The organism is Planctopirus hydrillae (assembly GCF_001707835.1).
Classification (GTDB): Bacteria; Planctomycetota; Planctomycetia; order Planctomycetales; family Planctomycetaceae; genus Planctopirus; species Planctopirus hydrillae.
Genome location: NZ_LYDR01000093.1, coordinates 22,404 through 45,936, shown reverse-complemented (window position 1 = coordinate 45,936; position 23,533 = coordinate 22,404). Strand labels below are relative to the sequence as shown.

General features: G+C 53.5%; 17 protein-coding genes. 6 read left to right on the top strand and 11 right to left on the bottom strand.

Going from position 1 to position 23,533, the window contains the following annotated elements:
* Positions 1-44: 44 nt before the first annotated feature.
* The 4 genes from A6X21_RS11555 to A6X21_RS24665 all read right to left on the bottom strand — a co-directional run bounded on the left by A6X21_RS11555 (position 45) and on the right by A6X21_RS24665 (position 7,120).
* Entirely contained in the window at positions 45-1,136 is a 1,092-nt protein-coding gene (locus A6X21_RS11555; protein WP_240490243.1) for an ABC transporter ATP-binding protein, read from the bottom strand.
* Positions 1,137-1,225: 89 nt separating this feature from the next.
* Positions 1,226-3,133 carry a hypothetical protein gene (locus A6X21_RS11550; RefSeq protein ID WP_068848011.1) on the bottom strand — a complete coding sequence of 636 codons (1,908 nt, stop codon included), beginning with the start codon at positions 3,131-3,133 and terminating at the stop codon, positions 1,226-1,228.
* A gap of 229 nt (positions 3,134-3,362) precedes the next feature.
* Complete coding sequence (gene polA, locus A6X21_RS11540) at positions 3,363-6,392, bottom strand: DNA polymerase I (protein ID WP_240490242.1); 3,030 nt, start codon at positions 6,390-6,392, stop codon at positions 3,363-3,365.
* Between the two features lie 560 nt (positions 6,393-6,952).
* Positions 6,953-7,120, bottom strand: coding sequence for a hypothetical protein (locus A6X21_RS24665; protein WP_165603777.1), 168 nt, complete (start codon positions 7,118-7,120; stop codon positions 6,953-6,955).
* On the opposite strand from A6X21_RS24665, the gene A6X21_RS11535 reads away from it, so the two are divergent.
* Complete coding sequence (locus A6X21_RS11535) at positions 7,119-8,636, top strand: intermediate filament family protein (RefSeq protein ID WP_068848007.1); 1,518 nt, start codon at positions 7,119-7,121, stop codon at positions 8,634-8,636. The two genes, A6X21_RS24665 and A6X21_RS11535, sit on opposite strands and share 2 nt — an antisense overlap.
* Before the next feature lie 587 nt (positions 8,637-9,223).
* Here A6X21_RS11535 and A6X21_RS11530 read toward each other — a convergent pair.
* A complete protein-coding gene (locus tag A6X21_RS11530; RefSeq protein ID WP_068848005.1) occupies positions 9,224-10,528 on the bottom strand; it encodes an aldose epimerase family protein in 1,305 nt (434 codons plus the stop codon).
* 542 nt (positions 10,529-11,070) lie between these two features.
* Between A6X21_RS11530 and A6X21_RS11520 the strand changes: the two genes are divergently transcribed.
* Both A6X21_RS11520 and A6X21_RS11515 read left to right on the top strand, forming a co-directional pair.
* On the top strand, positions 11,071-11,745 hold the full coding sequence (locus A6X21_RS11520) for an RNA polymerase sigma factor (protein WP_013111260.1): 675 nt from the start codon (positions 11,071-11,073) through the stop codon (positions 11,743-11,745).
* Positions 11,746-11,818: 73 nt separating this feature from the next.
* Positions 11,819-12,595, top strand: a complete 777-nt coding sequence (locus A6X21_RS11515) for a hypothetical protein (protein ID WP_068848001.1) — start codon at positions 11,819-11,821, stop codon at positions 12,593-12,595.
* Positions 12,596-12,725: 130 nt separating this feature from the next.
* On the opposite strand, the gene A6X21_RS11510 is transcribed toward A6X21_RS11515, so the two are convergent.
* Together A6X21_RS11510 and A6X21_RS11505 are read right to left on the bottom strand one after the other, a co-directional pair.
* A complete protein-coding gene (locus A6X21_RS11510; RefSeq protein ID WP_068847999.1) occupies positions 12,726-13,403 on the bottom strand; it encodes an HD domain-containing protein in 678 nt (225 codons plus the stop codon).
* A 51-nt stretch (positions 13,404-13,454) separates the two neighbouring features.
* Positions 13,455-14,771, bottom strand: a complete 1,317-nt coding sequence (locus A6X21_RS11505; RefSeq protein WP_068848078.1) for a nickel pincer cofactor-dependent isomerase, group 22 — start codon at positions 14,769-14,771, stop codon at positions 13,455-13,457.
* Between the two features lie 417 nt (positions 14,772-15,188).
* Between A6X21_RS11505 and A6X21_RS11500 the strand changes: the two genes are divergently transcribed.
* Positions 15,189-15,533: a hypothetical protein gene (locus tag A6X21_RS11500; RefSeq protein ID WP_068847997.1), complete on the top strand. Its 345-nt coding sequence runs from the start codon at positions 15,189-15,191 to the stop codon at positions 15,531-15,533.
* A 75-nt stretch (positions 15,534-15,608) separates the two neighbouring features.
* On the opposite strand, the gene A6X21_RS11495 is transcribed toward A6X21_RS11500, so the two are convergent.
* Positions 15,609-16,718 (bottom strand): tetratricopeptide repeat protein, encoded by a 1,110-nt coding sequence (locus tag A6X21_RS11495; RefSeq protein ID WP_165603776.1) that lies wholly within the window; start codon positions 16,716-16,718, stop codon positions 15,609-15,611.
* The gene (locus A6X21_RS11490) at positions 16,687-17,814 is read right to left on the bottom strand and encodes a VWA domain-containing protein (RefSeq protein WP_068847994.1); all 1,128 of its coding nucleotides are present in this window, start codon (positions 17,812-17,814) and stop codon (positions 16,687-16,689) included. The genes A6X21_RS11495 and A6X21_RS11490 overlap by 32 nt, the downstream gene beginning before the upstream one ends.
* A gap of 388 nt (positions 17,815-18,202) precedes the next feature.
* Here A6X21_RS11490 and A6X21_RS11485 point away from each other — a divergent pair, with 388 nt between their 5' ends.
* A complete protein-coding gene (locus A6X21_RS11485; protein WP_068847992.1) occupies positions 18,203-20,812 on the top strand; it encodes a ligase-associated DNA damage response DEXH box helicase in 2,610 nt (869 codons plus the stop codon).
* Between the two features lies 1 nt (position 20,813).
* Here A6X21_RS11485 and A6X21_RS11480 read toward each other — a convergent pair whose 3' ends face one another.
* Positions 20,814-21,500 carry a hypothetical protein gene (locus A6X21_RS11480; protein WP_068847990.1) on the bottom strand — a complete coding sequence of 229 codons (687 nt, stop codon included), beginning with the start codon at positions 21,498-21,500 and terminating at the stop codon, positions 20,814-20,816.
* A gap of 300 nt (positions 21,501-21,800) precedes the next feature.
* Positions 21,801-22,001, bottom strand: a complete 201-nt coding sequence (locus A6X21_RS11475; RefSeq protein ID WP_013111251.1) for a carbon storage regulator — start codon at positions 21,999-22,001, stop codon at positions 21,801-21,803.
* 424 nt (positions 22,002-22,425) lie between these two features.
* Between A6X21_RS11475 and A6X21_RS11465 the strand changes: the two genes are divergently transcribed.
* The gene (locus tag A6X21_RS11465; RefSeq protein WP_068847986.1) at positions 22,426-23,505 is read left to right on the top strand and encodes a Gfo/Idh/MocA family protein; all 1,080 of its coding nucleotides are present in this window, start codon (positions 22,426-22,428) and stop codon (positions 23,503-23,505) included.
* Positions 23,506-23,533: the final 28 nt, after the last annotated feature.

Sequence of the window (23,533 nt, the reverse complement as noted above, 5' to 3'; positions counted from 1 at the left end):
ATCGAACAAGGCAAAATGATTTCCATCACTTCCAGCAAATATCGTTATCGGACCCCAGCCGTAGTCAGATCCATAAAGGCTTCGTTGAGTTGTCGCCGATCTTCACTGAAGCTGACCAGTGGGACACCTAGAGAAGCGACGCGCACGACGAGTTGATTGGCATCGAGCCGGGCCGGATCAAACTCGACGCGATAGCCGGCCCCTTCGCCCGATTTGTCAGCCGAAACAACCCCTTCGATCTGTGCCAGCGACTCTCGCATGTCGGCAGATCCAGGCGCAAACTCAAATCGTAACGTGTGGCGATTTTGGGGATTGGTCAGCAGATCACCAATGCGGCCGGAAAAGCGAATTTCTCCCCGGTCGATGATCGTGACGGCATCACAAAGTTCGGCCAGTTCCGAAAGAATATGCGAGCTGATGAAAATCGTTTTGCCCATGCTCCGCAGGGCTCTCAAAATATCCATCAGCTCAATACGCGCCCGGGGATCCAGCCCGGAAGCCGGTTCATCGAGCAGCAAAAGTTCCGGATCATTGACCAGAACTCGAGCCAGTCCTACGCGTTGCTGCATCCCGCGCGAAAGCCCGCTGATCAGATCGTTCTGGCGATGATTCATATCCACCAGCGACAGCACCTGCTCGATCACTTCGGTACGTCGTACGGGGGGTAATCCATACGCGGCCGCAAAGAAGTCGAGATATTCGTTAACAGTCATCTGCCGGTAAGTACTGAAGTGATCGGGCATGAAGCCGATCATCGTGCGGACTTTACGAATGTTATCGACGACATCTTCGCCAAAGACCCGTACGCGCCCGGCTTGTGGTTGCAATAACGTACAGACCAGCTTCAAAGAGGTGGTCTTACCGGCTCCATTGGGCCCGACGAACCCGTGCAGCGCTCCTTTTTCAACAACAAACGAGACGCGATCCAGAGCCTTCTTTCCCTGATAACGATGCGTGACGTTATGCAGCGAGATCGCATGATTGGGATCGGCCCAGGCAATCTGATCTGAGGCGTCATCCGCAGCACCAGCGGGAGAAGAAGCTGCTTTTTCAAAGGCTTCGTTGTCCAGTGGAGTCGGCTCTTGGACTTGATCAGGAGGGACCGCCTGAGTTTCATCATCCGACATGTGATTCATAAAATTCCTCGGCGACGTTTGGATTCAGAACGTCATGGATGGGACTGAAAGTGTTGTCGTATTCTGTGCGGGTCCGTCGCATGGAAAAACTATCGTTCCAGAGGAACTGGCAGCACGTAAGCCACCCAGCCTCGCTGAAGAACTCCATCGCTGGATTTCAGTTCCAGTTCGGGTGGCGGATCAGCAAAGAAGATCGCGTAAGCTTTACCTGCAGGGAGAGCCATCATTCCATCCGATGATTTCTCAAAGATGTTCCCCGCTCGGACGGTCAGCAATGGCTTAAGTTTTTCCAGGATCTGTTCGCGATCCATTTTTCGGGATGATTGACTCGCAAAGGGAAAGGGCGTGCCATAGTCTCCGCCGAGAAACGCGGAGAGTTCTCCCCGCTTTTCACGGACATTCCACACCTGGGAACCTGCGGAGGTGTTCGCATCAGCTTTTGCATTGGTGGGAGCATTCACTGGAAAAAGTGACCTCACCTCTTTGCCACATACGAGAAAGGCACTACTGGGCGTTGTTGGGAATTTCCCACTGACTAGCAGCTCACCGGAAACCAATTCGGGTGGTGACACGTCCTGATTCACATTGAGCTGGAGCCATTGCACTTGCGGAACTGGCTGAAGAACTCTCTGCCGATACGAAAACTCACGGTGAGAATAGGGCGGAAAGTTCACATTCATCGAACCATCGGTACCGCTGCGAACAACTCCCTGGACAGCTTCCTGAGACTGACAGGTGGCATAAGACAACCCGGTTCCCTGATGGCGAATTGATCTCTGACCGCTGGAGGTCACGAACATACTGGCCCAGCCTTCGACTGCCCAGGCGTTATCGGCCACGGGTCTTAAGATCGCTACACTGTTGATCTGGGTTTTTTCCCCATAACCACGCTGCCCCAGAAACTGAAAGAGTACTCCAAAAATCACCACAGCCCCCAGAGTGACGGCAAATGTGATCTGATAACTCTTCCACTTCAGACCCAGCAGCCAGGCACCGGGAAAGACCAGCGCAATGTATCCTATTGAGAGTAAATGAATCAGAGGCCATAGATGCCTGGGCTCACTGATCTCTTTGAGTGTGCTGAAGAATCCTCGGCTATAATATTCGCCACCTTCGTAGTCGATGGTGTTGTAATAGTTATTAGGGTTATCGGGAGTCGGGTTCTTGCGGCCAATCTGCGCGAAAATCTGCTCTGTATTGAGTTTGGCAAAACTGCTCTGATGTTTTACCACTTTGCCGGCCTGAATCCGCTGGCTGTCGAGCGGTGCGTTGAGGACCGCCAGAGGGCCAGTTAATGTGGGTAAGGACCCCGAACTGCCGGGAATGAGATGCAGTTCTCCACCTAAAGCAATCCAGTCGAGCAATGTCCGGGCTCGTGCTTCTTCCCAGTTGGGTTGATGATCGAGCAGGATATGGGAGACATCATTCAGACCGGCAGTTGAGACCGGGAAAAAGGTATCGGCAACCTTAGGAATTCCATTCAATGTCTGGCTCAAAGCCGGGTTCTCGACCAGATGCACCACACCCGGAGGAGCAGGGGGAGGTGAAGGAAGTGTGATCGAACCTGGCTGATCGGCAATTGTCAGTTGCCAGGTCTCGTTCCATTCACCGGCATAGACATACAACTGCACGATTCTCTCGGAATAGGGGCTGAGAAAAACCGGCTCTACATAGGAGACATCCACAGGTGAAGGCCCGATGTACTTTCTCACGCGTACATAGCCATCGTACGCCTCAGGACTGTTATTTCGCAGCACGAGCGAAAGCAGGTTGAATTGCCGCTTGGCGACGTTTCCGCTGAGCCCCCATTTGGAAGATTCAAGGTCAATAGCGTACGCCGATTGCGCAGCCAGCACGCAGGTGGCGATGACCAAAACTTTCGCAAGGAACGGCCGGCTGATGGCAAAAAATTGCCCGATCCATGCCGAACAGCGACGAATCATCAATGCTGCCCGCAAAGGAAACAAACGAACTGGTCGATGGATCGGCTGGTTCATGAAGCCTTTCGTATCTCGCTTGATCGTCAACAGATCTTCAAATCACGATTCGGTAGTAAGTTTGACAGGCAGATGTTCGACAAAAGAACTCGCGAAGTAGTCCTTACGATCACCATGCTGAACACGCTACCCGATGAACCACTCCATCGAAAGGTGTTGTCGAGAATTCCGATTGAATTTATCAACGAATGCCGGAAGGAAGCTGTCCGTTAAAGATTTCCATCCATGTTCATTGAGCGTCGAGCCAGTTGGTACCAATCGCCACATCCACTTCCAGTGGGACATCCAAAGGTAAGGCGTTTGTCATTTCTTCACGGACGAGGGCACCCAGCTCTTCTGCCAGATGAGCAGGAGCTTCGAGAACGAGTTCATCATGAATCTGTAACAGGAGTTGCCCCGGATGATTCTCGCGTTCGAGCCGATGATAAACTCGAATCATCGCCATTTTGATCAGATCCGCCGCTGATCCTTGAATGACGGTGTTGATTCCCGTGCGTTCCGCCATGTTCCGATTTCGATTGCGTTCACGCGGGCCGCGGACCCCTTCAATGGGCCGGCGGCGACCAAGGATTGTCCGTGCATAACCAGTTGCCAGACATTCATCGAGCACGTTTTCCATAAAGGTCGTGACACCTGCATACCTCGTAAAGTACTCATCGATAAATGTCGTGGCGGCTTCTCGGCTGATCCCGAGTGCGGCACTGAGACCATAAGGGCTCTGGCCATACATCACGCCGAAATTGACGGCTTTCGCAATGCGGCGCATGTCACTGGTGACATCTTCCAGAGCCACCTGATGCACTTGAGCTGCCACGAGGCGATGGATGTCTTCACCATGTTCAAAAGCCGAAACCAGTGCCGGATCCTGACTGAAATGTGCCAGCATACGCAATTCGATCTGCGAGTAATCGGCACAGACAAGTCGCCACTCCGGGTCGCGCGAAACAAAGGCTCGACGAATTCGGCTTCCTTCTGGAGTACGAATCGGGATGTTCTGCAAATTCGGATCGCTGGAACTTAACCGGCCTGTCGCTGCCACCACCTGATTGAACGATGTGTGAATACGCCCCGACTGCGGATGCACCAGAAGTGGCAGTGCGTCGAGATAGGTCCCCTTGAGCTTCGTCAGATGTCGATGCTCGGTAATTTTAGCCGGCAGAGGATGCAAGGGGGCCAGCAACTCGAGCACTTCCTGATCGGTGCTGGGGCCGGTCTTGGTTTTCTTTTGAACTGGCAGTTTCAGTTCTTCAAAGAGGATTTTTCGTAATTGCAGAGGGGAATCAATATTGAACTCCCGGCCCGCCAGTTCGTGAATTTCGGACATCAACCGGGCCAGCGTGATTGTCAGCTCCTGGCTTTGCCGTTCGAGTTCGGGCACATCGACCTTGATCCCTTTGAACTCCATATCGGCCAATACTGGAATCAGTGGTTTTTCAACTTCATCGTACAGCTTCCAAAGTCCGGCCTCGCGGAGTTGTGCTTCAATCATGGGTGCCATGCGCACGACCAGTTCGGCATCTTCGGTGGCATATTCGGCGACGCGCTCGATCTCGATCTGATCCATCGTCTTCTGGTTCTTGCCACTTCCCAGCAGATCTGAGATAGGAATCGTGGCAGCAGAGAGATACTTCTGTCCCAGCACTTCCAGGTTATGTGAACGGGCACCCGCATCGAGCAGATAGTCACCGACCATGGTGTCCAGCCCGATCGTGGCGGGTCGAATCCCCACTTTGCGCATGGCCAGCAGGTCAAACTTCACATTCTGATTGATCAATTGACATTGAGGATTTTCAAGAATGGGCTTGAGCGTTTGAACGACGGCTTGTCCATCAAGCAGTACGCTTCCGGGAGGCCCCAGGACAGGCAGATAAACTGCTCTGGCTGGCTGGCCATGCTGGGCCGCCCAGGCGATGGCCCAGCCCACAATTTCATCGCGCAAAGGGTCAAGCCCGGTTGTTTCCAGATCGATGCAGATTTGCGTCAGCGATGGCAATTGCCAGGAGAGTGCTGTGAGACCTTCTGGAGTATTCACCATGTCCCATGTTCGCTCCAGCCTTTGTAAAGTCAGGGCTGGAGCTGCGGCATTGTTCCCTTGTTCTGAAAAGAGTGAACTTTCAGCAGGATTTCCATCCTCGGATACCAGTGGAGTCGTTAAAGAAACTTGAGTGGTGTTGACTGCAGAAGATGGAACCTGTCCCAGGACTCTCGCGGCTTCATCAATGAGCTTGCGAAAGCCTAAGCGCCGGAACAGTGCCTGCAGTTTTTCGACATCTGGACGGAAGTGCCGGCCCGCTTCCGGGTCAAAATCCAGTTGAAGTTCTGTGTTGAGCCGGACGAGTTTCTGGCTGAGTCGTGCTTGTTCCGCAAAGTTCTTCAGGTTTTCCTTTAACTTGGCACCCGGGGCCTGATCGGCATGGGCCAGAACCCCTTCCAAAGTTTCAAACTGCTGCAAAAGGGCGGCTGCCTTTTTGGGCCCGACCAGCGGCACGCCGGGAACATTGTCGACGGCATCCCCCACCAGTCCTTGAAAATCGACCACCTGATCAGGCCGTATGCCCCACTCTTCCAGCAAAGAGGCTTCGTTAAACCAGGTCATTTTCCTGAGGTTATAAATCTGAATTTGCGGCGTTAGCAGTTGGCGGGCGTCTTTATCATTCGTGACAATGGCGACATCTGTTCCGTGCCTGGCAAATTGTGCAGCCAGCGAGGCGAGTACGTCGTCAGCTTCCCAGCCATCCTGCTGAATGATGGGGAGTCCAAAGGCTTCGAAAACCTCTTTCAAGAGAGGAATTTGTGGTCGGAGATCTTCGGGCATCTCGGTACGATTCGCCTTGTATTCCGGATACCATGCTTCGCGAATCCCGGGGCCCGGGCTATCCATGGCACAGATGAGCCAGGTGGGCTTCTGCTTCTCAATGAGCCACAAGAGATCGCGGCAAAAGCCAAAAACCGCATTGGTCGGTTGACCAGCAGGGCTAGTCATCGGCGGGATGGCATGGAAGACCTGGAACATGACGCCGAATACATCGATCAGCCAGGCGCGTTCCCTGGGAGTTGTGGGAACAGCGGTCTCCCTGGTGGTCTCTGTGCTTAAAGAATTCACAACTGCTTGTGATCGTTCCGCTCTTTGAGAGTCTTTGGGTGGCGGAGTGACAAGAGGTGGGAACTGTGTTTGTGGCTCGGACTCAAGATCGGAAAACAGATCGCGAGGATTCACTTCATTGGCCGAAGCGTTTTTGGACGTGGGATCTCGACGCATGAAGAGGTTCTTTGGCAGGAGGATCATTCGAGGATCAAAAACTGGCTGGTGGCAGACTCGGGGCATGAGCAATCGCCATGAGATCTCACACTGAGATCTCGCCTTGAAATCTCATCCCGTAATCTGATCATGCCAACTCAGCGAGCCTGACATTTCAGTTGCAGTGCCAGGAGGAACAGGCCGAATTGAGACCAGACCAGTCAGATACACTGATCTTTTGTCTTCGCGGTGACAACCATGCCCAGACAACAGCAGGTTCGTGGATGGGAAAGCCAATGATTCGAGCCAGGTTGCGGTTCAATGCCTTGCCGACGGTACAACCGACAGCCTCTGCAAGAGTTTATCAAAAGCTGGTCGTTCCAAAGAAATCAGACCAAATCAGGGATTGTTTGTGGTCGATAGTCGCTGGGGAGAGTCTGCACAATTCTGTGCGGCCTGCTCGTCATTTGGCAGCCGCCGGTCACGAGTAGGAAAAACAGAATTGTGCCCGTCGTTTAACCAGGCTGCAGAATCGTTATAACCGTTTTTGCAGTAACGCCTTGACTCGACTCGGTGGCCTATTAGACTGGTGTAAACAGGTAAAACATTCCGGCAATCGACACAATGAGTTCGTAACTCTTTTTGAGTGATCGCTCAATGTGGAGGATTCCGGTCTGCCTGCTGTTTGCGGGAGCAACAGTCGCGTATTCGCCACGGAATGGCGTCGATTTCGAGGTGGAGAACAGCATGGCTGAAAAGCAATCCCCTGCAGTGGTTGGTTCGCTCATTTTCTTCGTGATGCTTAGCATCATTCTGGGAGTGACGACCTACATGTTTCACAGCAACTGGTCGACAGATCAGGCGAAAACTGCTGCTGCAGAGACCAAAGCGAGACAGTCAGATTCGGCTTTCAAAAAGGTCGAAAACGACCTGATTGAGCTGAAAAAACTGGTCGGCCTCGATCTGGCCGAGGTGGTTGATCCGGCGAACCCGAACAATCCGCAGACGGTCGCCGGCAAGATGCGAGAAGAAATGCGGAATTTGGGTGGATCGCTCGCTCAGCCCACGTTCCTGGCGACTTTGCAGAAACTGCGACAAGAGCTCGATACGACGGCCGCTGATCGTGATCAGATTACAGCGAACCTGAATAAGCTGCAGGCTGATCTTCTGGCTCTGCAGAAGGCTTATCAGGATCGATCCGATCAGAACGATCAGAAGCGGCTCGTGGCTGAGACTCAACTGCGCAACAAAATCGACGAAGTCGCCGAGACCGTCAATGCCAAGAACAACGAGATCAACCGTCTGCGAAACGACTACAACCAGATACAGGTGGAGATGGATACCGTCAAGGATCAGGCGGCTCGCGATATTACCAAGCGCGATAACCAGATTCGCAATCTGAACATCATCAATCGCAATCTGGCTGATGAAGTCGATAAGGTGACGCAGATCAGCTTCGAAATTCCCGATGGAAAAATCACCCGCATAGATAACAACACCCGACTCGTCTGGATCAATCTGGGTGAGACTGACCTGCTCAAGGTTCGCACCACATTCAGTGTCTACAACAAAGACAACTACGGCGTCGGTCGCGGCAAGGAAGACGTGAAGGGCAAAATTGAAGTGACCCGTATCGTAGGGCCACATCTTGCCGAGGCTCGAATTGTCGATGAAGATCTCTACCGGCCGATTGCTCCTGGTGATCTGATTTACACTCCACTCTGGAGTCCTGGTCGCCCTGAAGCGTTTGCTTTTATCGGCGGGATCGACATCGATAACGACAAACGCAACGATCGCGATCTGCTGAGAGAAGTGCTGACGTCTGTCGGAGCTTCCATTGCTGCGGAAGTCGATGACAATGGCGAACGGACAGGTGGTCCCATCACTGAGAAAATCAAGTTCCTGGTGATTGGTGACATCCCGGACGTGGCCACTGCCAGTGCCGACGATGAACGGGCCCGCTTCGAGAAGATTGCCGAGCATCTCAAAGATATGCGTAATGAAGCCCGTACTTACGGCGTGCGAATTGTCTCGTTGAGTGACTTCATTGCCTATGTGGGTTACAAGCCAAAACGACGCCTCTTCACTCCGGGTGACGATCGTCCTTACACGCTGAAAGCCGGAGCAGCCAGTGCCTCGACGGCAGATCCTCTAGGAGAGCGTTCTTCCACAGGGAACACATCAGGCGCCTTCCAGGGTGAACGCCGTCTGCCACCTCGAACATCCACAGGTCAGACAAGTGGTGCTTTTGGCAGTAAGCCATAAGTTCAACTGATAGTCTGAAACAAGTGATCGATCTCAGGCACTCCGCATTCTCATCGAATTGCGGAGTGTTTTTTTTGAGGTCTGCTCAAACCACGTTCGGTGGCGTGTACTTGCCAAAGAAATGGAGTTCTGATTCCAAGAATTAATTATGGGTGGTTTCCATGCTTGCGGATCGGAACTGTCACTTATGCACAACTTTTGCGTTGCGCTGATCTCGCGTGTCGCTGGAAATTGGGTGGCTGGGGTCAAACGTCCTCGTTTGCCCCCAGGTTATTGGAAGATGATGACATCCGATGCCTGCCATCCGTGCGTGTCTTTAAATGTGAATTGGATGGACTTCAAGACCACGCCCTTCCGCAAAGCCTTCAGGGTCGTGCCACCCCAAAGGGTGCCAACTAAACCCAAGTTAAGTGTGATGGCAGGCATGCGCATGGCGCGGCTTCTTGTCATCGTACAAAGTACGACGACCCGACCACGAGTTGGCCGGGCCACCCGTCGTCACTTTTGTCGGGCTGAGCTTTAACACAAGGCTGTGTATGGAAGACAGCAGCCACGATTCTCATCCAGATGTCATCTCTGCCAATCGACTACTTGGCTGCAGGTTCGACAAAGAAGCGATGAATGGTCGTTTGCTTATAAGTTTCGCCTGGCTTGAGTGTCGTCGTCGGGAACTCTGGACGATTCGGTGAATCGGGAAAGTGCTGTGCTTCGAGACAGAAGGCCCCATGCTGGACGGCGTTCCCGTTTTCGGCAGTGCCATTGAGGAAATTTCCCGTGTAGAACTGGATCCCTGGTTCGGTCGTCAGAATCTCCATTCCCCGGCCTGAGGAGGGATCAATCACTTTTGCGGCAGTACGCAACTCGCCGGGAGTTCCATTGACCACGTAACAGTGGTCGTATCCGCCATGCCCATTGACTGTCTGGGCGATTGCATCACCAATGGCGTGGGGCTTGGAGAAATCCATCGCAGTCCCGGCGACTGCAGCCAGTTCTCCCGTCGGAATCCCTCCTTCATCGACAGGGAGGTATTTGTCGCTCTTCAATTCGAGGATCTCGCCTAGAACTGTGCCATTTCCAGCGCCAGCCAGATTCCAGTAACAGTGATTGGTCAGATTCAGGACAGTGGCTTTATCGGTGGTGGCTTCATAGCTGATGGCAAGTTCGTTTTTGGTGTTAAGTGCATAAGAGACTCGAACAGTCAACTGGCCGGGATATCCTTCATCTCCATCGGGACTGACCAACTCAAAGGTGACACCGGCAGAGCCTGGGGTCTCGAACGGAACAGCTTTCCAGACCAGCTTGTTGAAGCCTGTTTTGCCGCCGTGAAGAGTGTGTTCGCCATTGTTTTTGAAGAGGTTGTATTCGTTTCCTTCGAGAGAAAAACGGGCATTGGCGATTCGATTGGCGAACCGGCCGCAGATTCCCCCAAAGTAAGGGCCATTTTTGAGGTAGCCATCCAGGTCGGGGAAATTCAGCGTCACGTTGGCCAGTTTGCCTTCACGATCCGGCACTTCGACAGAGGTGACTGTGGCCCCCAGATTGATCAGCGAGACTTTCATTCCCGATTCGTTCTGGAGGGTGTACTGCGTAATCGCAGCTCCTTCTGGTGTTGTTCCGTAAGGCTCGGATTGCACAGTCAACATCGGTTGGCCTTTCATGGCGGCGGCTTCAGCCGGGTCAGCAGTGGTGGATGATGTGGCCGACTTCGTGGGGTCGGTGGGAGTTGTTTTCAGAGGTTGCCCGGGACAACCCAGCAGGGTGGTCATGGTGAGGCAGCCCAGGCCAAAACCAGTGATCCATAATCTCTCTGGAAACGAAGTGCGATGATTGCCGTCGGATGAGGCGGAATTTTGGGGATCTCGAGAGCGAAGAGACGCGTGTTGTCGATCCATGAATTGATCTCCAGAGAGGTCTGCGATGGTGCGTAACGTGCTTCAGATGTAAGACTGAAAGGTCGAGTGTTCAAGGAATTGGGGTTGATCCAACAACCCTTTCCCGATTGCTTAAACGTCGCTTATCGTGTGGTGGCAATTGGTGTTCCGTCAAGCACCAGTCTCTCCATCCCTCGTGAGAATTTTCGTAAAACTGACGCTCTGTCCCGATCGCCAGGCCGCCAGAAATCGATTCAAACGGCGAACAATACCCTTTCTTCAATGTGGCATTTGTCAGATTTTGCGTGAACTTTCGCGCCACAAATGCAATCATACAGGAACTGGCTTCGGCCAGGGTCACAGGTGCAGGGAGCTTCGAGGTGTTAAGTCGGGATTAAGCTTAAGTGATGATTCAGCAGCGTGTTATGTTCAAGCTGATGGTTCTCAACAGGCTTTTTCAGGCATTAACGATCGATGAAGTTGCCACAACAGAAAATTCTTGAGCAGTTATTTCCCACATTCTGGCAAACCTTTTCGTAATTTGTTGTACGAGAGGAATGCCCATGAGCCCAACCATGCCGCGGATTGACGTTCCGCAAGACACGAGTGACGACTTTGATTCCAGCGGCTGTGAAGCCCGTCTGGTGGAGTCTGCACGCAGTGGCAACGAGGACGCTTTCGCCGAACTGGTGCATCGCTACCAGCGGCGGGTACAGCGGGTCATTGGCCGCTTTGTTTCGGATGACGAAACCGTCGCCGATCTGACGCAGGAAACATTCCTGCGCGCCTTTGTGCGGCTCTCTCAGTTTGACCCCTCGCGGCGGTTTGGGCCATGGCTCTTCCAGATTGGAGTGAACCTGACGCTCGACCATTTGCGGCAGAAAAAACGCCGCATCTGGTGGTCGCTTTTCAGCCAGACTGGCCAGGAGAAATCTCCTGACCCGGAAATGGCCGATCCTCGGGTGAAGCTCGATTTGCAGCAGGAAGTACAGACTGTGCTGGAACAGATTCCAGAAAAGTATCGTACAGTCCTGGTTCTGCGAGACTTGGAAAATTTTTCGACTTCCGAAATTGCCGCTGTCCTTGGACGAACCGAAGCGACGATTCGCTGGAGGCTGTCTGAGGCCCGGCAGCGATTCAGTATCTTGTGGGCCAAGAGAAGTACTTTAGCAGGTACAACTTTACCTGGTTTTGCTGATGATGGTACGGCAGCTTCATCGGAAGCAGAAGTGGAATGACATTCGCTGCCCGTGTCTGTGCAGCATGCAAGCTTGATAGCAGCCAGGCTGATCGATTGATTCAGGTGAAATGATGGACTGTAAACAATTTCGACATGAGCTGGCACTCGCTGCAGATGCCAGTGATGACGTCGCGACAGAATCGGAGGCTGCTCTAGCTTCCCGTGTCTCGCCAGCAGCTCGATTGCATCTGCTCAGTTGCACGGCATGCCAGAAGTTCGAGGCTGAACTGACCACCGCGATGCAGGCCTTGCATGCCGTGGCTTTAGAGTGCCGGTTGAGTGATCTGTCGAGTTCTCAGCGGGAACGATTTCGCAATGATGATTCCAAGCCGCCATTACCGGTGGCTGGCCATGGGATTCCTGTCACCCTCCAGCTATTGGCGGAACATCTGCCGGATCGAACGGAAGAGACAATTCCGTTCAGATCATGGGCTGAGATGAAGCATGCCGCCGGGCTGACATCGGGTGTTGATCCTATGATGTCCCCAGCGATGCCAGCAGCTCAGGGGGCTGGTCATGGGCGCTCGTCGCGTCGCAAAATGTCTTCGGCTGGCTGGTATCCGACAATTGCCGTCATGGCGGCTTCGGTGCTTATTGCGGCCAGTCTGACGAATCCATTGATCGTTCCGGATGGTGATGCTTCGGGGCATCGTGTGGCAACGAGAAATCTGTTTAACGATCCACGCTTTCTGAACCAGTCAAGCGATTTTCAAAGCCAAACTCTCGTGCCTGTGAGTCTGGAGCAGCAATGGACGACACCACCTGTCATGCCCGAGTTCCCTCAGGAAGCTGACGTGGAAACTGCACCGAAACCTCAGAGAAGAACCCATCAGAAAAGAAACCAATAGTCTGTTTGTTGGGATTATTGATAACGGCTTCTGGCCCCAGGTCAGCTATAAATTTGATTTGATGAAATGTCGGTGCGTGACCGACCAACGGAGAGGCGGGCGAACTTCGGTTCGCCCGCTTTTTTTCGTCTCAGGCCATGTCGCGAGAATCCCATTCGGCAAGAAAGCGATTGTAAAACTCTTCGGTGAAGTGATGGCGCTGCCGGGCCCATTTTCGCCCGGTGGCAGTCTGCATGCGGTCTTGGAGGAGCAGCAACTTCTCGGTGAAATGATTGAGCGTGGCGCCGCTTTTCCGTTTGTAGTCTTCAAACGACTGGTGCAGTTCTGGTTTGACTTCGGGATCATGCATGGGTCGGCCGCGCGATCCGCCGAAGGCAAAGGCTCGACCGATGCCGATGGCTCCGATGGCATCGAGTCGATCAGCGTCCTGCACGCATTTTCCTTCCAGCGTTGGCATTTCTGTAGCGACACCGGCTCCTTTGAATGAGATCCCTTCAATAATGCCGGCGACATGTTGAATGGTCTCTCGCGAGAGGCCGAATTCTTCCAGCCATCGGCGCGAAAGTTCGGCTCCCCGATCCTGTCCATCAGTCTGATTCTTCCAGTCTCCAATGTCGTGCAGCAGGGCAGCGAGTTCGACGACAAACGCATCGGCACCTTCCTGTTGTGCCAACTGCAAGGCGACGTGGCGCACTCGTTCAATGTGCCACCAGTCATGACCACTCGCGTCATGTTCCAGCAGTTGTCGAACTTTGTGTGCCACCTGTTCGATGACATGCTGTGGGTCTGGCAGGGTTTTGCTGTTCATGGCTGCTCAAGAATTCAGTGGCTATTTTTTTCAATGGTTGATGCTCAGTTCTCACTCGCCCGGGAGGAGATCTCGCAGATTATCGTCCTGATCAAACTCCATCTCTTCCCAATCCGTCACCTGTTGAATTTGATCATGCCTGGCCAGCTCCGGGGCAAAGGCTTCGCTCACCAATAACTCTCCCAGATGCAATGTATCCCGGATCTGAATGACTTTCGCCTGATGAGGTGGCACCCAGCCAATCGTTTTCAGTGCTTCCTGAATGGCCTGTCGGTCGGTTTCATACGAGGCAGGGATCATGGCCCCGGTGGGGTGGCTGGCCGTAACACAATTGATTTGAGTGATCTCCCGATCGATGCTCGCGACGGTACGATGATTGGTGAATTCGGCAATGCCAATTCCCGTCGCGTTGCCATGCGTGGCTGCGGTTAATCCACGCACAAAGATTCTGCGGATCGACACATCGTCTTGAGGAGTAGCCGCATGATCGTTGTACTTGCGGCCCACAATATTCGTATCCATGCCTGTTCCACTGATGTTTTTGCCGATCTGGTCGACAATGAGCAGGTCGATCTCACTGAAAGGCAATCGGGGAAGGTAGGCTTTGGCCAGTTTCAACAGTTCCGCTTCTTTTTCAGCAAACTCTTCGACGGGAACACCAGCGATGAGGGCCGTTTCATCGAAGGCATTCTCGACAATCCCTAAGCCTGCCACGACTCGGGCTTTGGAAATGACGACGGGAGCCACTTCCTGCCAGATCTTGCGGAAGCTCGAACGGACAATCGCCTGGTGATAGACCGTCGCCCCCAGATGTTTGCCCAGGCCGATCAGCAGCATTTTGTGCAGGCCCGATTCAATTTCTCCCACAAATCCTGTGTGGGGCTTGATGCGATTCACAACGAGGACATGATCAGCGGTCAGTGCGTGTTCATCGACATGGATGGGGATGCCGTCCATCGTCTCTCCGACAACGGTCGTAGCCATGGAGGAGCGAGTCTCGCAACCCATGGTTGCGGGGGTGATCCCATAGCCCGCGAGAACTGCGAGTTGTCCTTCAGCAGTGGCACCGCCATGGCTCCCCATGGCCGGTATGATGAATGGGATCCCATTCAGGACTCGAATGAATTCGACGACCCCTTTGATGATGACATCAATGCCCGAGATCCCTCGGCTGCCTGCCGTTATGGCCACTGTCTGGCCGGGAGCGATCTTCTTTTCCAGGTGCAGAGCTGCCAGTTCGCGAAAGACTGCCTGGCGAAGATCGGGCTCTTGTGGTCTTTGAAACTGCTGTTTCAGCCTGGCCATGCGGGGAAGTTGATACGCCGCACCGGCAAGTGATTGGCTGCGAGAATTCTGGTGATTGGGCAAAGGATGAAGATCCATTCCAGAAGGTGTGTTGATGTGTAAGCTGTTGAGGCCGGTTATCAGCAATGATATTTTCCGATGTGGCAAGGAGAGTTGCAACAAGTGATTGGATTCGCCGGTGAACCTTTCCTGGGGGATGGTTCGCTTGGAATCGAATTCGATTCCGGCAGTCTTTGCCAGTGTGGCAATGAGCGAACTACTCTCGGCTACAGGCTTTGCATGCAACGTGTGCAGAGAGTGGAATTCAGTCATTGAGAAGAGGTGGAGAATTGGTTACCATCATTGGTGTGGATAACGTCGTTAGAGGGTTCTCTCTTTCGATGTGACTGAGGCGACCTTGAAAATCGCAAGTGCTCAAGGTCACTGTTGCCAGGAAGGCCATTTCCTCGCCGGTTTTCTATTGTTTGTTGGAGATTGAACATGGCCTCGACCCGTGCCGATGCACTCGCGGAAGTGATCTTTTCTTTGAAGCGTGCTGATAAGCTCGCCACTCATAATGAGGCGGCAGCCAAGTGTGGCTTCAAACCCGGTGCTGGCAGCAAGGCTTTGCTGACTGCTTTGAACGCCGTCCGTCGTGACTGGCCACACCTGCAGTGGTATCGCATTGTTGGTAATGAAGGAAATGTTCCTGCAGAATCTGAGCAGGCCGGTCTTCTCGAAGGGGCCGGTGTCGAACTGGCACCTTCGCCATCGAACCCTGCTGAACTGATCATTGTGGATCAGGAACGCTGGCTGAGCACGACGGTCACTGCGACAGTTTCTTAGTTCACATCACCCGGTTCCGTTGATGGCTCTGAAGATCCAAAGTCTTTCGTCATTCAATGGTTGAACTGGGTGAATTTATTTCAGAGTTTTCAGCCAGTTGGCAGCGTCTTTCCCATGTCGGGTCGAGGCAAACCGCTGGCTGATTTCTTCACCCATGGTTCTGGCAGCGGCGAGCTGTCCTGCTTCCTGGAAAGCAATGGCCCCGCGCAGACCTGCATAAGCTGCCAGGGCATCGACATCTGGAAAAGCCACCGGCAGTCGAATCCAGGCAGCGGCTGCCTGGGGCCACTGGCCAAAGTGTTCGTGCCCCCGGGCAATGACCGTCCAGGCTCCGGGCTGTAATCGATCAGGCCAGGATCGGATCGTTTCTTCCCAGCGAGCAACTTCCGTACTGGTCAATTCCAGTGCATTCAAGCGGTGCTTCCAGAGTTGCCCCTGAGCCAGAGTACGAGCGGCGATTTCGTCGGATCTCAGGATGATCTGCAGTTCAGCCACAGCCTGCGGGCCGAGATTGTGATCGCGGAGCAGATGACTGGCTCCCAGCAATCGCGTCAATCGATGCGAACTTTTCAACCATTGCTGGGCTTGTAACAACAACGGTTCATCAGGAATCTGATCCGTCCAGTCCAGCGGTGCGACGTGAGCATGAATCGTTTGTGGATCGCTTTGCACCAATGCCGCAAAATATCGTCCCGCGGCTAAAGGCTCATCGAGGGCAGCGGCACAACGCACCAGTTGCGAGAGGATGATCCTGCGAACCCACAGACGGTCTTCTTTTTCAACCGTGGCGGTCAACTGAGCCCAAGCAGCTTTCCAGTCACCGCGGGACATCAGATCGATGGCCAGTTGATGCTCTGGCAGATACTCCGTGGTCACTTCGATCACATCGCTGGAAACATGTCTGGCAATCGTCCCGCCTTGTCTGGGCCGAATGGTGATCGATTCGCCGGTATAGTCGAGAATCGTGCCAGTAATCGCAATCTGTCCGCCACCGGCAGGCTGCTGCAGAACGACACGATCGATGGCATGGGCTGGACCACTTCCCGAAAGGACTGTTCCTGCCGCTGTCAGCCAGATGATCAGCATGGATCTGATCATCCAGGAGGTAACGTTTAAGTTGACGTATCGAGCATCTTGCCAGTCAGCGATGCGATTATCGGGAAGTGAAGCGGGTGACATCTTCATATCGATAGCTTCCTCCATTCTCGCGAGCGACTTTCTTGAGGAAGTTCTCAGTCTTCAACTCCGGCCCTTGACCGAACTCAATCGTATGAATGCGGCTGCGACCTTGATTCAACCGAATCAGTTCTTTGCGCTCGATGGATGTTAATTCGGGTTCGTCGGCATCTGTGAGGAAATAGATCACCTCAGGAGAAAACTTGAGAGCGAGCTTCAGTGCCGGCAGATGTTGTGTTCCCCGGTCGGGCTGAACCGCACTGATCTGCTGTGTTGCCAGAGTTTTGTTGATCTCGGTTGCAAACCACAAGCTGGCTTTTCCGTCGCGACTGGTCCCTTTCAGAAAAGTCGGGCTGTCGTTGTAGAAAATGATCTGGAACTGCTGCCCGGTATCAAGTGCCTGCAAGCTGCTGACCAGTGCAGTCTTCGCCACTCGCATCGCGTTGTAGTTGGTCATGCTCCCCGAGCAATCGATCACAAACACAACCCTGCTTCCCTGATCTTTGATTCCCATGAAGCTGGTGCCAGGTGTGGCAGCACCGAGGCCAGTCCCCGGTTTTCGTGTTCCTGTCCCTTCGATCAGATCCCGCAGATCACCGCTGGTTCCTGTCCCTGTCAGGCCGGTTCCACTATTGCCGGTTCCCGCCGTGGGAGAGAACTCGGAGGCCAGGTTGCCGCGGGCAGAACCCAGTCCTGCTGCACCAGCTTTTGGCAAGGAGAGTGGAACTGGTGGTACATCAGCCGGGAGTTCTGTTGATTGAACTTCCCGACCAGTCCCGCTGCTCCCTGCTGCTGTGCGTAATGGTCGATTTCCATTTCCAATTTCTGATGGTGAGGCTTCTTGCGTCAAGCCACCATCACTGGCATCCACCATTACGAGACCGGGTGGACCTTCAGCACCATTGCCGAAACCAACGCGTTCAACACCTTGTCCTTGAATGACCAGGAGGAGCAGGGCGATGGCGATCAGATGGAGACAACCGGAAAGGAGCCAGCCTACGAGCGCACTTTGTCTGGTGGCTCCCTGTCCGGTGGCGCCCTGTCTGGTGGCTTCCTGTGAGACCTGAATGGCTGGTTCCGTCACAGCTCTTTGAGGGGTCGTCATGTTTCAATCTCCCTCAAAGCGAACCGCAGGCTGAACCATTCGTACGTCGGGAAAAGATATTCTGCTTCAAAAAGGATGCACGAGAAACGATACGGTGAAAGACTGCGAATTGTGGGCTCAAGTTGTCTGTTTTCAACAAGTTATGTCCATGACTTCCATAAGGTTGATCGATGTCTCAAAATCCCGCAAGGTGATTTATGGCGTCAGCATCAGAAACTCAACGCCTTGTCGAACTTGTGTCCCTTTTCAACAGGATGCCTGCGACTACGATCTCGTATCGATTTCTAGCCACGGATCAATCGATGATTTCATGCCAGACAGCCTTGTGAAAACTTGTTTCTGAATTTAAGTAACTCGTCCTGTTGAGACTTCGAAAAGGTCGTTGCCCATGAAGCCGCCGCGGCCCCGAATCTCGCGAAAGTCAGCTTCAATCGCGGAGAATCTGTCGCCCGGTCTCGACTCAAAGTCTGTTGCCAGGGCCGATCTTCTGCAGCCGATGAGAGACTGGTTCACTTCCCGGGGCTGGCAGCCATTTCCTTTTCAGGAAGAAGTCTGGCAAAACTATCTGGCGGGTGAGAGTGGTTTAGTTCATGCCACCACAGGGACTGGAAAAACGTATGCCGCGTGGGGAGGCCCGCTTTTACGTGCGCTTCACGAAGAGCAAAAACTCGTCGATGCGGGCAAAAAACCTTCACAGAAAGCACCGGGCCTCAAAGTTCTATGGATCACGCCACTGCGTGCTCTGGCCGCCGATACCGAAAATGCATTGCAGGCGGCTGTTCAGGATCTGAACCTCCCCTGGCTGGTGGAACGCCGGACCGGTGACACATCAGCCACGACGAGGCGACATCAGCGCGAACGATTACCCACAGCTCTGATCACCACGCCCGAAAGCCTCTCACTTCTGCTCGCTCGTGCAGATGCTCAGGAACAATTGGCAAACCTGGAATGTGTGGTCTTTGACGAATGGCATGAGCTACTGGGCGGAAAACGAGGCACACAGGCCGAACTCTGCCTGGCTCGACTGAGATGCTGGCAACCTCGATTGCAGGTGTGGGGATTATCGGCCACGCTCGGGAATCTTGAGCATGCCCGTGATGTCTTGCTGGGGAGGCCGACTGGTCAGCGAATGGCTGCGTATCAGACCACCGCTTCGCAGGCTTATGTGGGAAAGATTGTGCATGGCGCCACGAGTAAATCGTACGCCATTGATTCCATGATCCCACCTGTGATTGAACGATTCCCCTGGGCTGGCCATCTGGGGGTTCGTCTGTTGCCGCAAGTCATCGAAAGGATCGAAGCGGCTCGTTCGACGCTGGTCTTCACCAATACCCGAGCCCAGACAGAACTCTGGTATCAGGCGATCCTCAAAGCTCGGCCCGACTGGGCGGGCGAACTGGCACTTCACCACGGTTCACTCGATCAGGATGTTCGCCGCTGGGTCGAGCAGGGGCTGCGTGAGGGAAAATTGAAGGCGGTGGTCTGTACTTCATCCCTCGATCTGGGAGTCGATTTTTCACCTGTCGATCAGGTGCTGCAAGTGGGGAGCCCCAAAGGTGTGGCCCGTCTGCTGCAACGAGCAGGGCGGGCAGGGCATCAACCGGGGGCTTTGAGCCGGGTGGTGTGTGTCCCCACTCATGCCCTGGAGCTCGTGGAGTTTGCCGCTGCTCGAGAATCGCTGGAAAAGGGCCACCTGGAGGCGAGGATCCATCGTTCAAAGCCACTTGATGTGCTTGTTCAACATGCTGTTACTGTCGCTCTGGGAACGGGCTTTCGTCCTGAGAATTTATTGCAGGAGGTCAGACAGTCGTCGGCCTACCATGATCTCCAGGCAGACGAATGGGAATGGGTACTTGATTTTATCCATCGTGGTGGTGAGGCACTCAGGGCGTATCCGGACTATCAACGCGTCGATGTCGTTGATGGTGAGTATCGAGTGACCAGCCAGAAAGTGGCCCGTCAGCACCGTATGGCGATTGGCACAATTGTGGGAGATGCCAGTCTTTCTGTGGTGTATCGCAGTGGTGCACGATTAGGCACGATCGAGGAATCTTTTGTTTCCAAAATGAAGCCCGGAGATCGCTTTATCTTCTCGGGTAAGCTGCTCGAATTGATTCGTGTCTACGATATGAAGGCTTATGTCAAACCTGCGACTGGGAAACTCGGGCCAGTACCCCGCTGGATGGGTGGCCGCATGCCCCTTTCGACAGAACTTTCCAAAGCTGTGCGTCACAAACTGGACGAAGCACGCCGAGGTCTGTTTCTTGGCCCTGAAATGGAGGCTGTGCGGCCAATTCTTGAAGTGCAGGCCGACTGGTCACTCATTCCGGCTATGGGCGAACTGCTGATCGAGACACTCAAATCGCGTGAAGGATACCACTACTACTTCTATCCGTTCGAAGGGCGGCTGGTGCACGAAGGTCTGGCCAGTCTGTTTGCCTATCGCCTGGCTCAACGACTGCCGGTCACATTCACGATGGCGATTAATGATTATGGCTTTGAACTCCTGGCGACAGAGGCCATTGATGTCGGCAGGGCGATTCAGGAGGGATTGTTCTCGGAAGATCAACTCGAAGGAGATATTGAACAGAGCCTGAATGCTGTCGAAATGGCCAGGCGGCAGTTTCGAGAAGTCGCCAGAATCAGCGGGTTGATTTCTCAGGGCTTTCCCGGAGCGGCCAAATCGACCAGACATCTGCAGGCCTCGGCCGGTTTACTGCACGATGTCTTCACGGAATATGATCCCGACAATCTGCTGCTCAGGCAGGCTCGGCAGGAAGTCCTCGAACAGCAACTGGAATCGAATCGACTGCGGGAAACATTAGTTCGTTTGCAGGGAGCCACCATCCAGCTTGTCGAGCTTCCACGTTTTACTCCACTGGCATTTCCACTGATGGTGGACCGTTTGCGCGAGCGATTAACCAGTGAAAAGCTCGAAGACCGCATTCGCAAAATGCAGATTCCTTTGGAAAAAGCGGCGACCTCCCGTCAGAAGTGAGCTACAACGAGCGATCAGCAGTTGTCGGCATACCCTGATCATTGAAGACGGTCATTCCGGGAGATTTGTACCACAGCCACATCAGTCGGCAGCCAAGGTAAAGGGGTATTCCGTAGCCAAGTACTCCGATGAAGAACAGTGAAGCCAGTGCGATCAGGAAGGCCATAATATTTACTAAAACTCCCAACCATGCGATCTGTCGAAAACCAAACTTGATGGCCATGCCGCAGGCAAAAAAGACGAGTCCGATTACAAAGAGACTGATCATCATGCTGGCGACATAAAGATTCATCCAGTTTTGTTGAATGACAGCAGAAGTTGTCTTTGAAAGATGTCGAGTTGCCATGGGAACCATTGAGAGAATTACAATCGACTGATAGCTTCCGAGCATTATCCAGAAGATCGAAAGCTGATCCTCCAGTCGTAGAATTTCTTCGTGCTGGACCTCTCTTTGCAGGCGAAGGATCGATTGACCGTCTGACCCTTTGGTAACGACGAGTGGTTCTTCGCAACTGGTACAAACGGCTGAAACCAGGAGTGCCTTTTGGCCGCAGGCTGGGCAATGGCCAGCAATCCCCGCGACATTGGGAATTGAACCCGCTTCTGGCCGCTGGTGATCTCGAAGAGATTTTGGCTCACTCTGTTGTTCCGGGGGAAGAGGCAGAGGATTGGACAAAGTCTCTGGCATCCCAAAGTCCTCCCTCGAGGTTTGATTTCATCGTCATGTGAGTCATAAAGCGTAAAGTTCGTTATGCGTCGATCTCTGCAGAAAACAGCCTACGAAAAAACCCGAGACGGCCATCGCCAGTTCTCGGGTGAAAGTTGGGCAAAGATGATCTGCAGAGCCTGGCAGCGACCCAAAGAAGCATTCTCTAAGGAATACATGGGTGGCTGAGAAATCAGAACCAGTCAAAAGGGAGTCGCTTCATCAGCAGACGTGTGCTGACGAAAAGTGACCACATCAGCACAGAGATGGATATCACACGCGTTAGGCGTGATGGACATCAATTGTGTGTGTTGTGGTCGGAGCGGAATCTTCTCCTGTGCAGAGTTCTTCTCGCACAATGTTCATATCCCGCGGTGCCTCAATCCCCAGGCGGACTGTGTTTGGCCCAATGCGGACGATTGTCACAGTGACATTTTCGCCGATCAGGATTTTCTCGCCTGGCTTTCGTGACAACACCAACATAACCCACCCCCTTCATGGACCGAATTCGCATCCCTGTGAATCAATACCAGCTATCTGGCAATCGATGCCGCCCCAATTGCGACCGGGGCATTTCCCCGAGACCTGCAATCATTCCGATGGCGTCGTCAAGAAGATATCAACACCGGGCACTCAGAATCCAGTGCAAAATCGGCCAAATTCGCCACTCTTAGTGATCGGGGGCAATGTGGCGGGGCTATGCACAAAAAACAGGCTGCCTATTTTTTGTGCAAAAGATGTCGGAATGCCATTTTGGCAGTTTTTCTGGGCTGGGCGTGACGTGTTTCGCTGAGCCGCTTGATTTACAACTCCGCATTGGGAAAGCTGCCGGGACAAAACTGGAGCGCCGACTGAAAACGGGTGCATCAGAATTTCGTGACGGTGTGCCACCTCAGGAGAAGAGCGAATGATTCGGATCGGTATTCTTGGTATTGGCTTTATGGGTTGGACTCACTTTGCCGGTGCGACAAAGATTCGCGAGGATGGCACGCTGGCCGGTTCCCGTCTGAAAGGTGGGAGTGTGACAGCGATCTGCACACGCAGTGCAGAAAAGCTGGCCGGAGACTGGACGAGTATTCAGGGAAACTTTGGCCCGCGTGGCCCGAAGCTCGACCTCAGCAAAATTGGTGCGTACGACCAGCCCCACGAAATGTTTGCCGATCCCGAGATCGACTTGATTGATATCTGCCTTCCGAATGACCAGCACGAAGAGATGGTGATTGCCGCCTTGAAAGCGGGTAAACACGTACTGGTTGAAAAACCGATTTCAGTCGATCTGAAGTCGGCAGATCGTATGGTCGCTGCTGCCAGGAAAGCCGGGAAGCTGCTGATGGTGGCCCATGTGCTGCCGTTCTTCCCTGAGTTTCAGTTCGCTGCGGAAGCGGTCGCCTCCAAAAAATATGGCAAGCTTCTCGCTGCCAATTTCAAACGCATTATTTCGAGTCCCAAGTGGTCAGGAGGAATGTCCGACTTCACCAAGCTCGGCGGCTGGGGGATCGATCTGCATATCCATGACAATCATTTCATTTCTCTGATCTGCGGAACTCCACGCCAGGTTTTCTCGCGCGGGTTTTTGCAGGAAGGTTTCGTGAACCATGTTCACTCCAGCTATGTCTTTGAAGATGGTGGTCTGGCGGTTTCGGCAGTCAGTGGCGGGATGGCAGCATCTGGCCTCGATTTTGCGCATGGGTTCGAGTTGTTCTTTGAGGAAGCCACACTCATTTATTCTGCCGGGACATTGGCGGGCCAGTGGTGTGCCGACAGACCTCTGACTGTCCTCTCGAAAGGAAAGGCGACACAACCCAAACTGAAGGGAGGCAGCGAATGGTACGCCGCCTTCACGGCAGAGTTGCAACAGGCCGTTGTGGCAGTGCAAACCGGGGAAGTTCCTCGTGGGCTGTCTGCCGATCTGGCTCGAAGTGCCTTGGCGCTGTGCCATGCTGAACTGGCCAGTGTCGAGCTTGGAAAACCAGTCAAGGTTTCCTGAAATCTGGCAAGATCACTGGTTCCGCATC

What these genes read in the sequence shown, in the direction of transcription:
- A6X21_RS11510 (WP_068847999.1), bottom strand. Translation starts at nt 13,403, where the DNA reads ATGAACAGCAAAACCCTGCCAGACCCACAGCATGTCATCGAACAGGTG.
- A6X21_RS11555 (WP_240490243.1), bottom strand. Translation starts at nt 1,136, where the DNA reads ATGAATCACATGTCGGATGATGAAACTCAGGCGGTCCCTCCTGATCAA.
- A6X21_RS11550 (WP_068848011.1), bottom strand. Translation starts at nt 3,133, where the DNA reads ATGAACCAGCCGATCCATCGACCAGTTCGTTTGTTTCCTTTGCGGGCA.
- A6X21_RS11500 (WP_068847997.1), top strand. Translation starts at nt 15,189, where the DNA reads ATGGCCTCGACCCGTGCCGATGCACTCGCGGAAGTGATCTTTTCTTTG.
- A6X21_RS11485 (WP_068847992.1), top strand. Translation starts at nt 18,203, where the DNA reads ATGAAGCCGCCGCGGCCCCGAATCTCGCGAAAGTCAGCTTCAATCGCG.
- A6X21_RS24665 (WP_165603777.1), bottom strand. Translation starts at nt 7,120, where the DNA reads ATGCTGTTCTCCACCTCGAAATCGACGCCATTCCGTGGCGAATACGCG.
- A6X21_RS11530 (WP_068848005.1), bottom strand. Translation starts at nt 10,528, where the DNA reads ATGGATCGACAACACGCGTCTCTTCGCTCTCGAGATCCCCAAAATTCC.
- A6X21_RS11490 (WP_068847994.1), bottom strand. Translation starts at nt 17,814, where the DNA reads ATGACGACCCCTCAAAGAGCTGTGACGGAACCAGCCATTCAGGTCTCA.
- A6X21_RS11515 (WP_068848001.1), top strand. Translation starts at nt 11,819, where the DNA reads ATGGACTGTAAACAATTTCGACATGAGCTGGCACTCGCTGCAGATGCC.
- A6X21_RS11535 (WP_068848007.1), top strand. Translation starts at nt 7,119, where the DNA reads ATGGCTGAAAAGCAATCCCCTGCAGTGGTTGGTTCGCTCATTTTCTTC.
- A6X21_RS11475 (WP_013111251.1), bottom strand. Translation starts at nt 22,001, where the DNA reads ATGTTGGTGTTGTCACGAAAGCCAGGCGAGAAAATCCTGATCGGCGAA.
- polA (WP_240490242.1), bottom strand. Translation starts at nt 6,392, where the DNA reads ATGCGTCGAGATCCCACGTCCAAAAACGCTTCGGCCAATGAAGTGAAT.
- A6X21_RS11480 (WP_068847990.1), bottom strand. Translation starts at nt 21,500, where the DNA reads ATGCCAGAGACTTTGTCCAATCCTCTGCCTCTTCCCCCGGAACAACAG.
- A6X21_RS11520 (WP_013111260.1), top strand. Translation starts at nt 11,071, where the DNA reads ATGAGCCCAACCATGCCGCGGATTGACGTTCCGCAAGACACGAGTGAC.
- A6X21_RS11465 (WP_068847986.1), top strand. Translation starts at nt 22,426, where the DNA reads ATGATTCGGATCGGTATTCTTGGTATTGGCTTTATGGGTTGGACTCAC.
- A6X21_RS11495 (WP_165603776.1), bottom strand. Translation starts at nt 16,718, where the DNA reads ATGAAGATGTCACCCGCTTCACTTCCCGATAATCGCATCGCTGACTGG.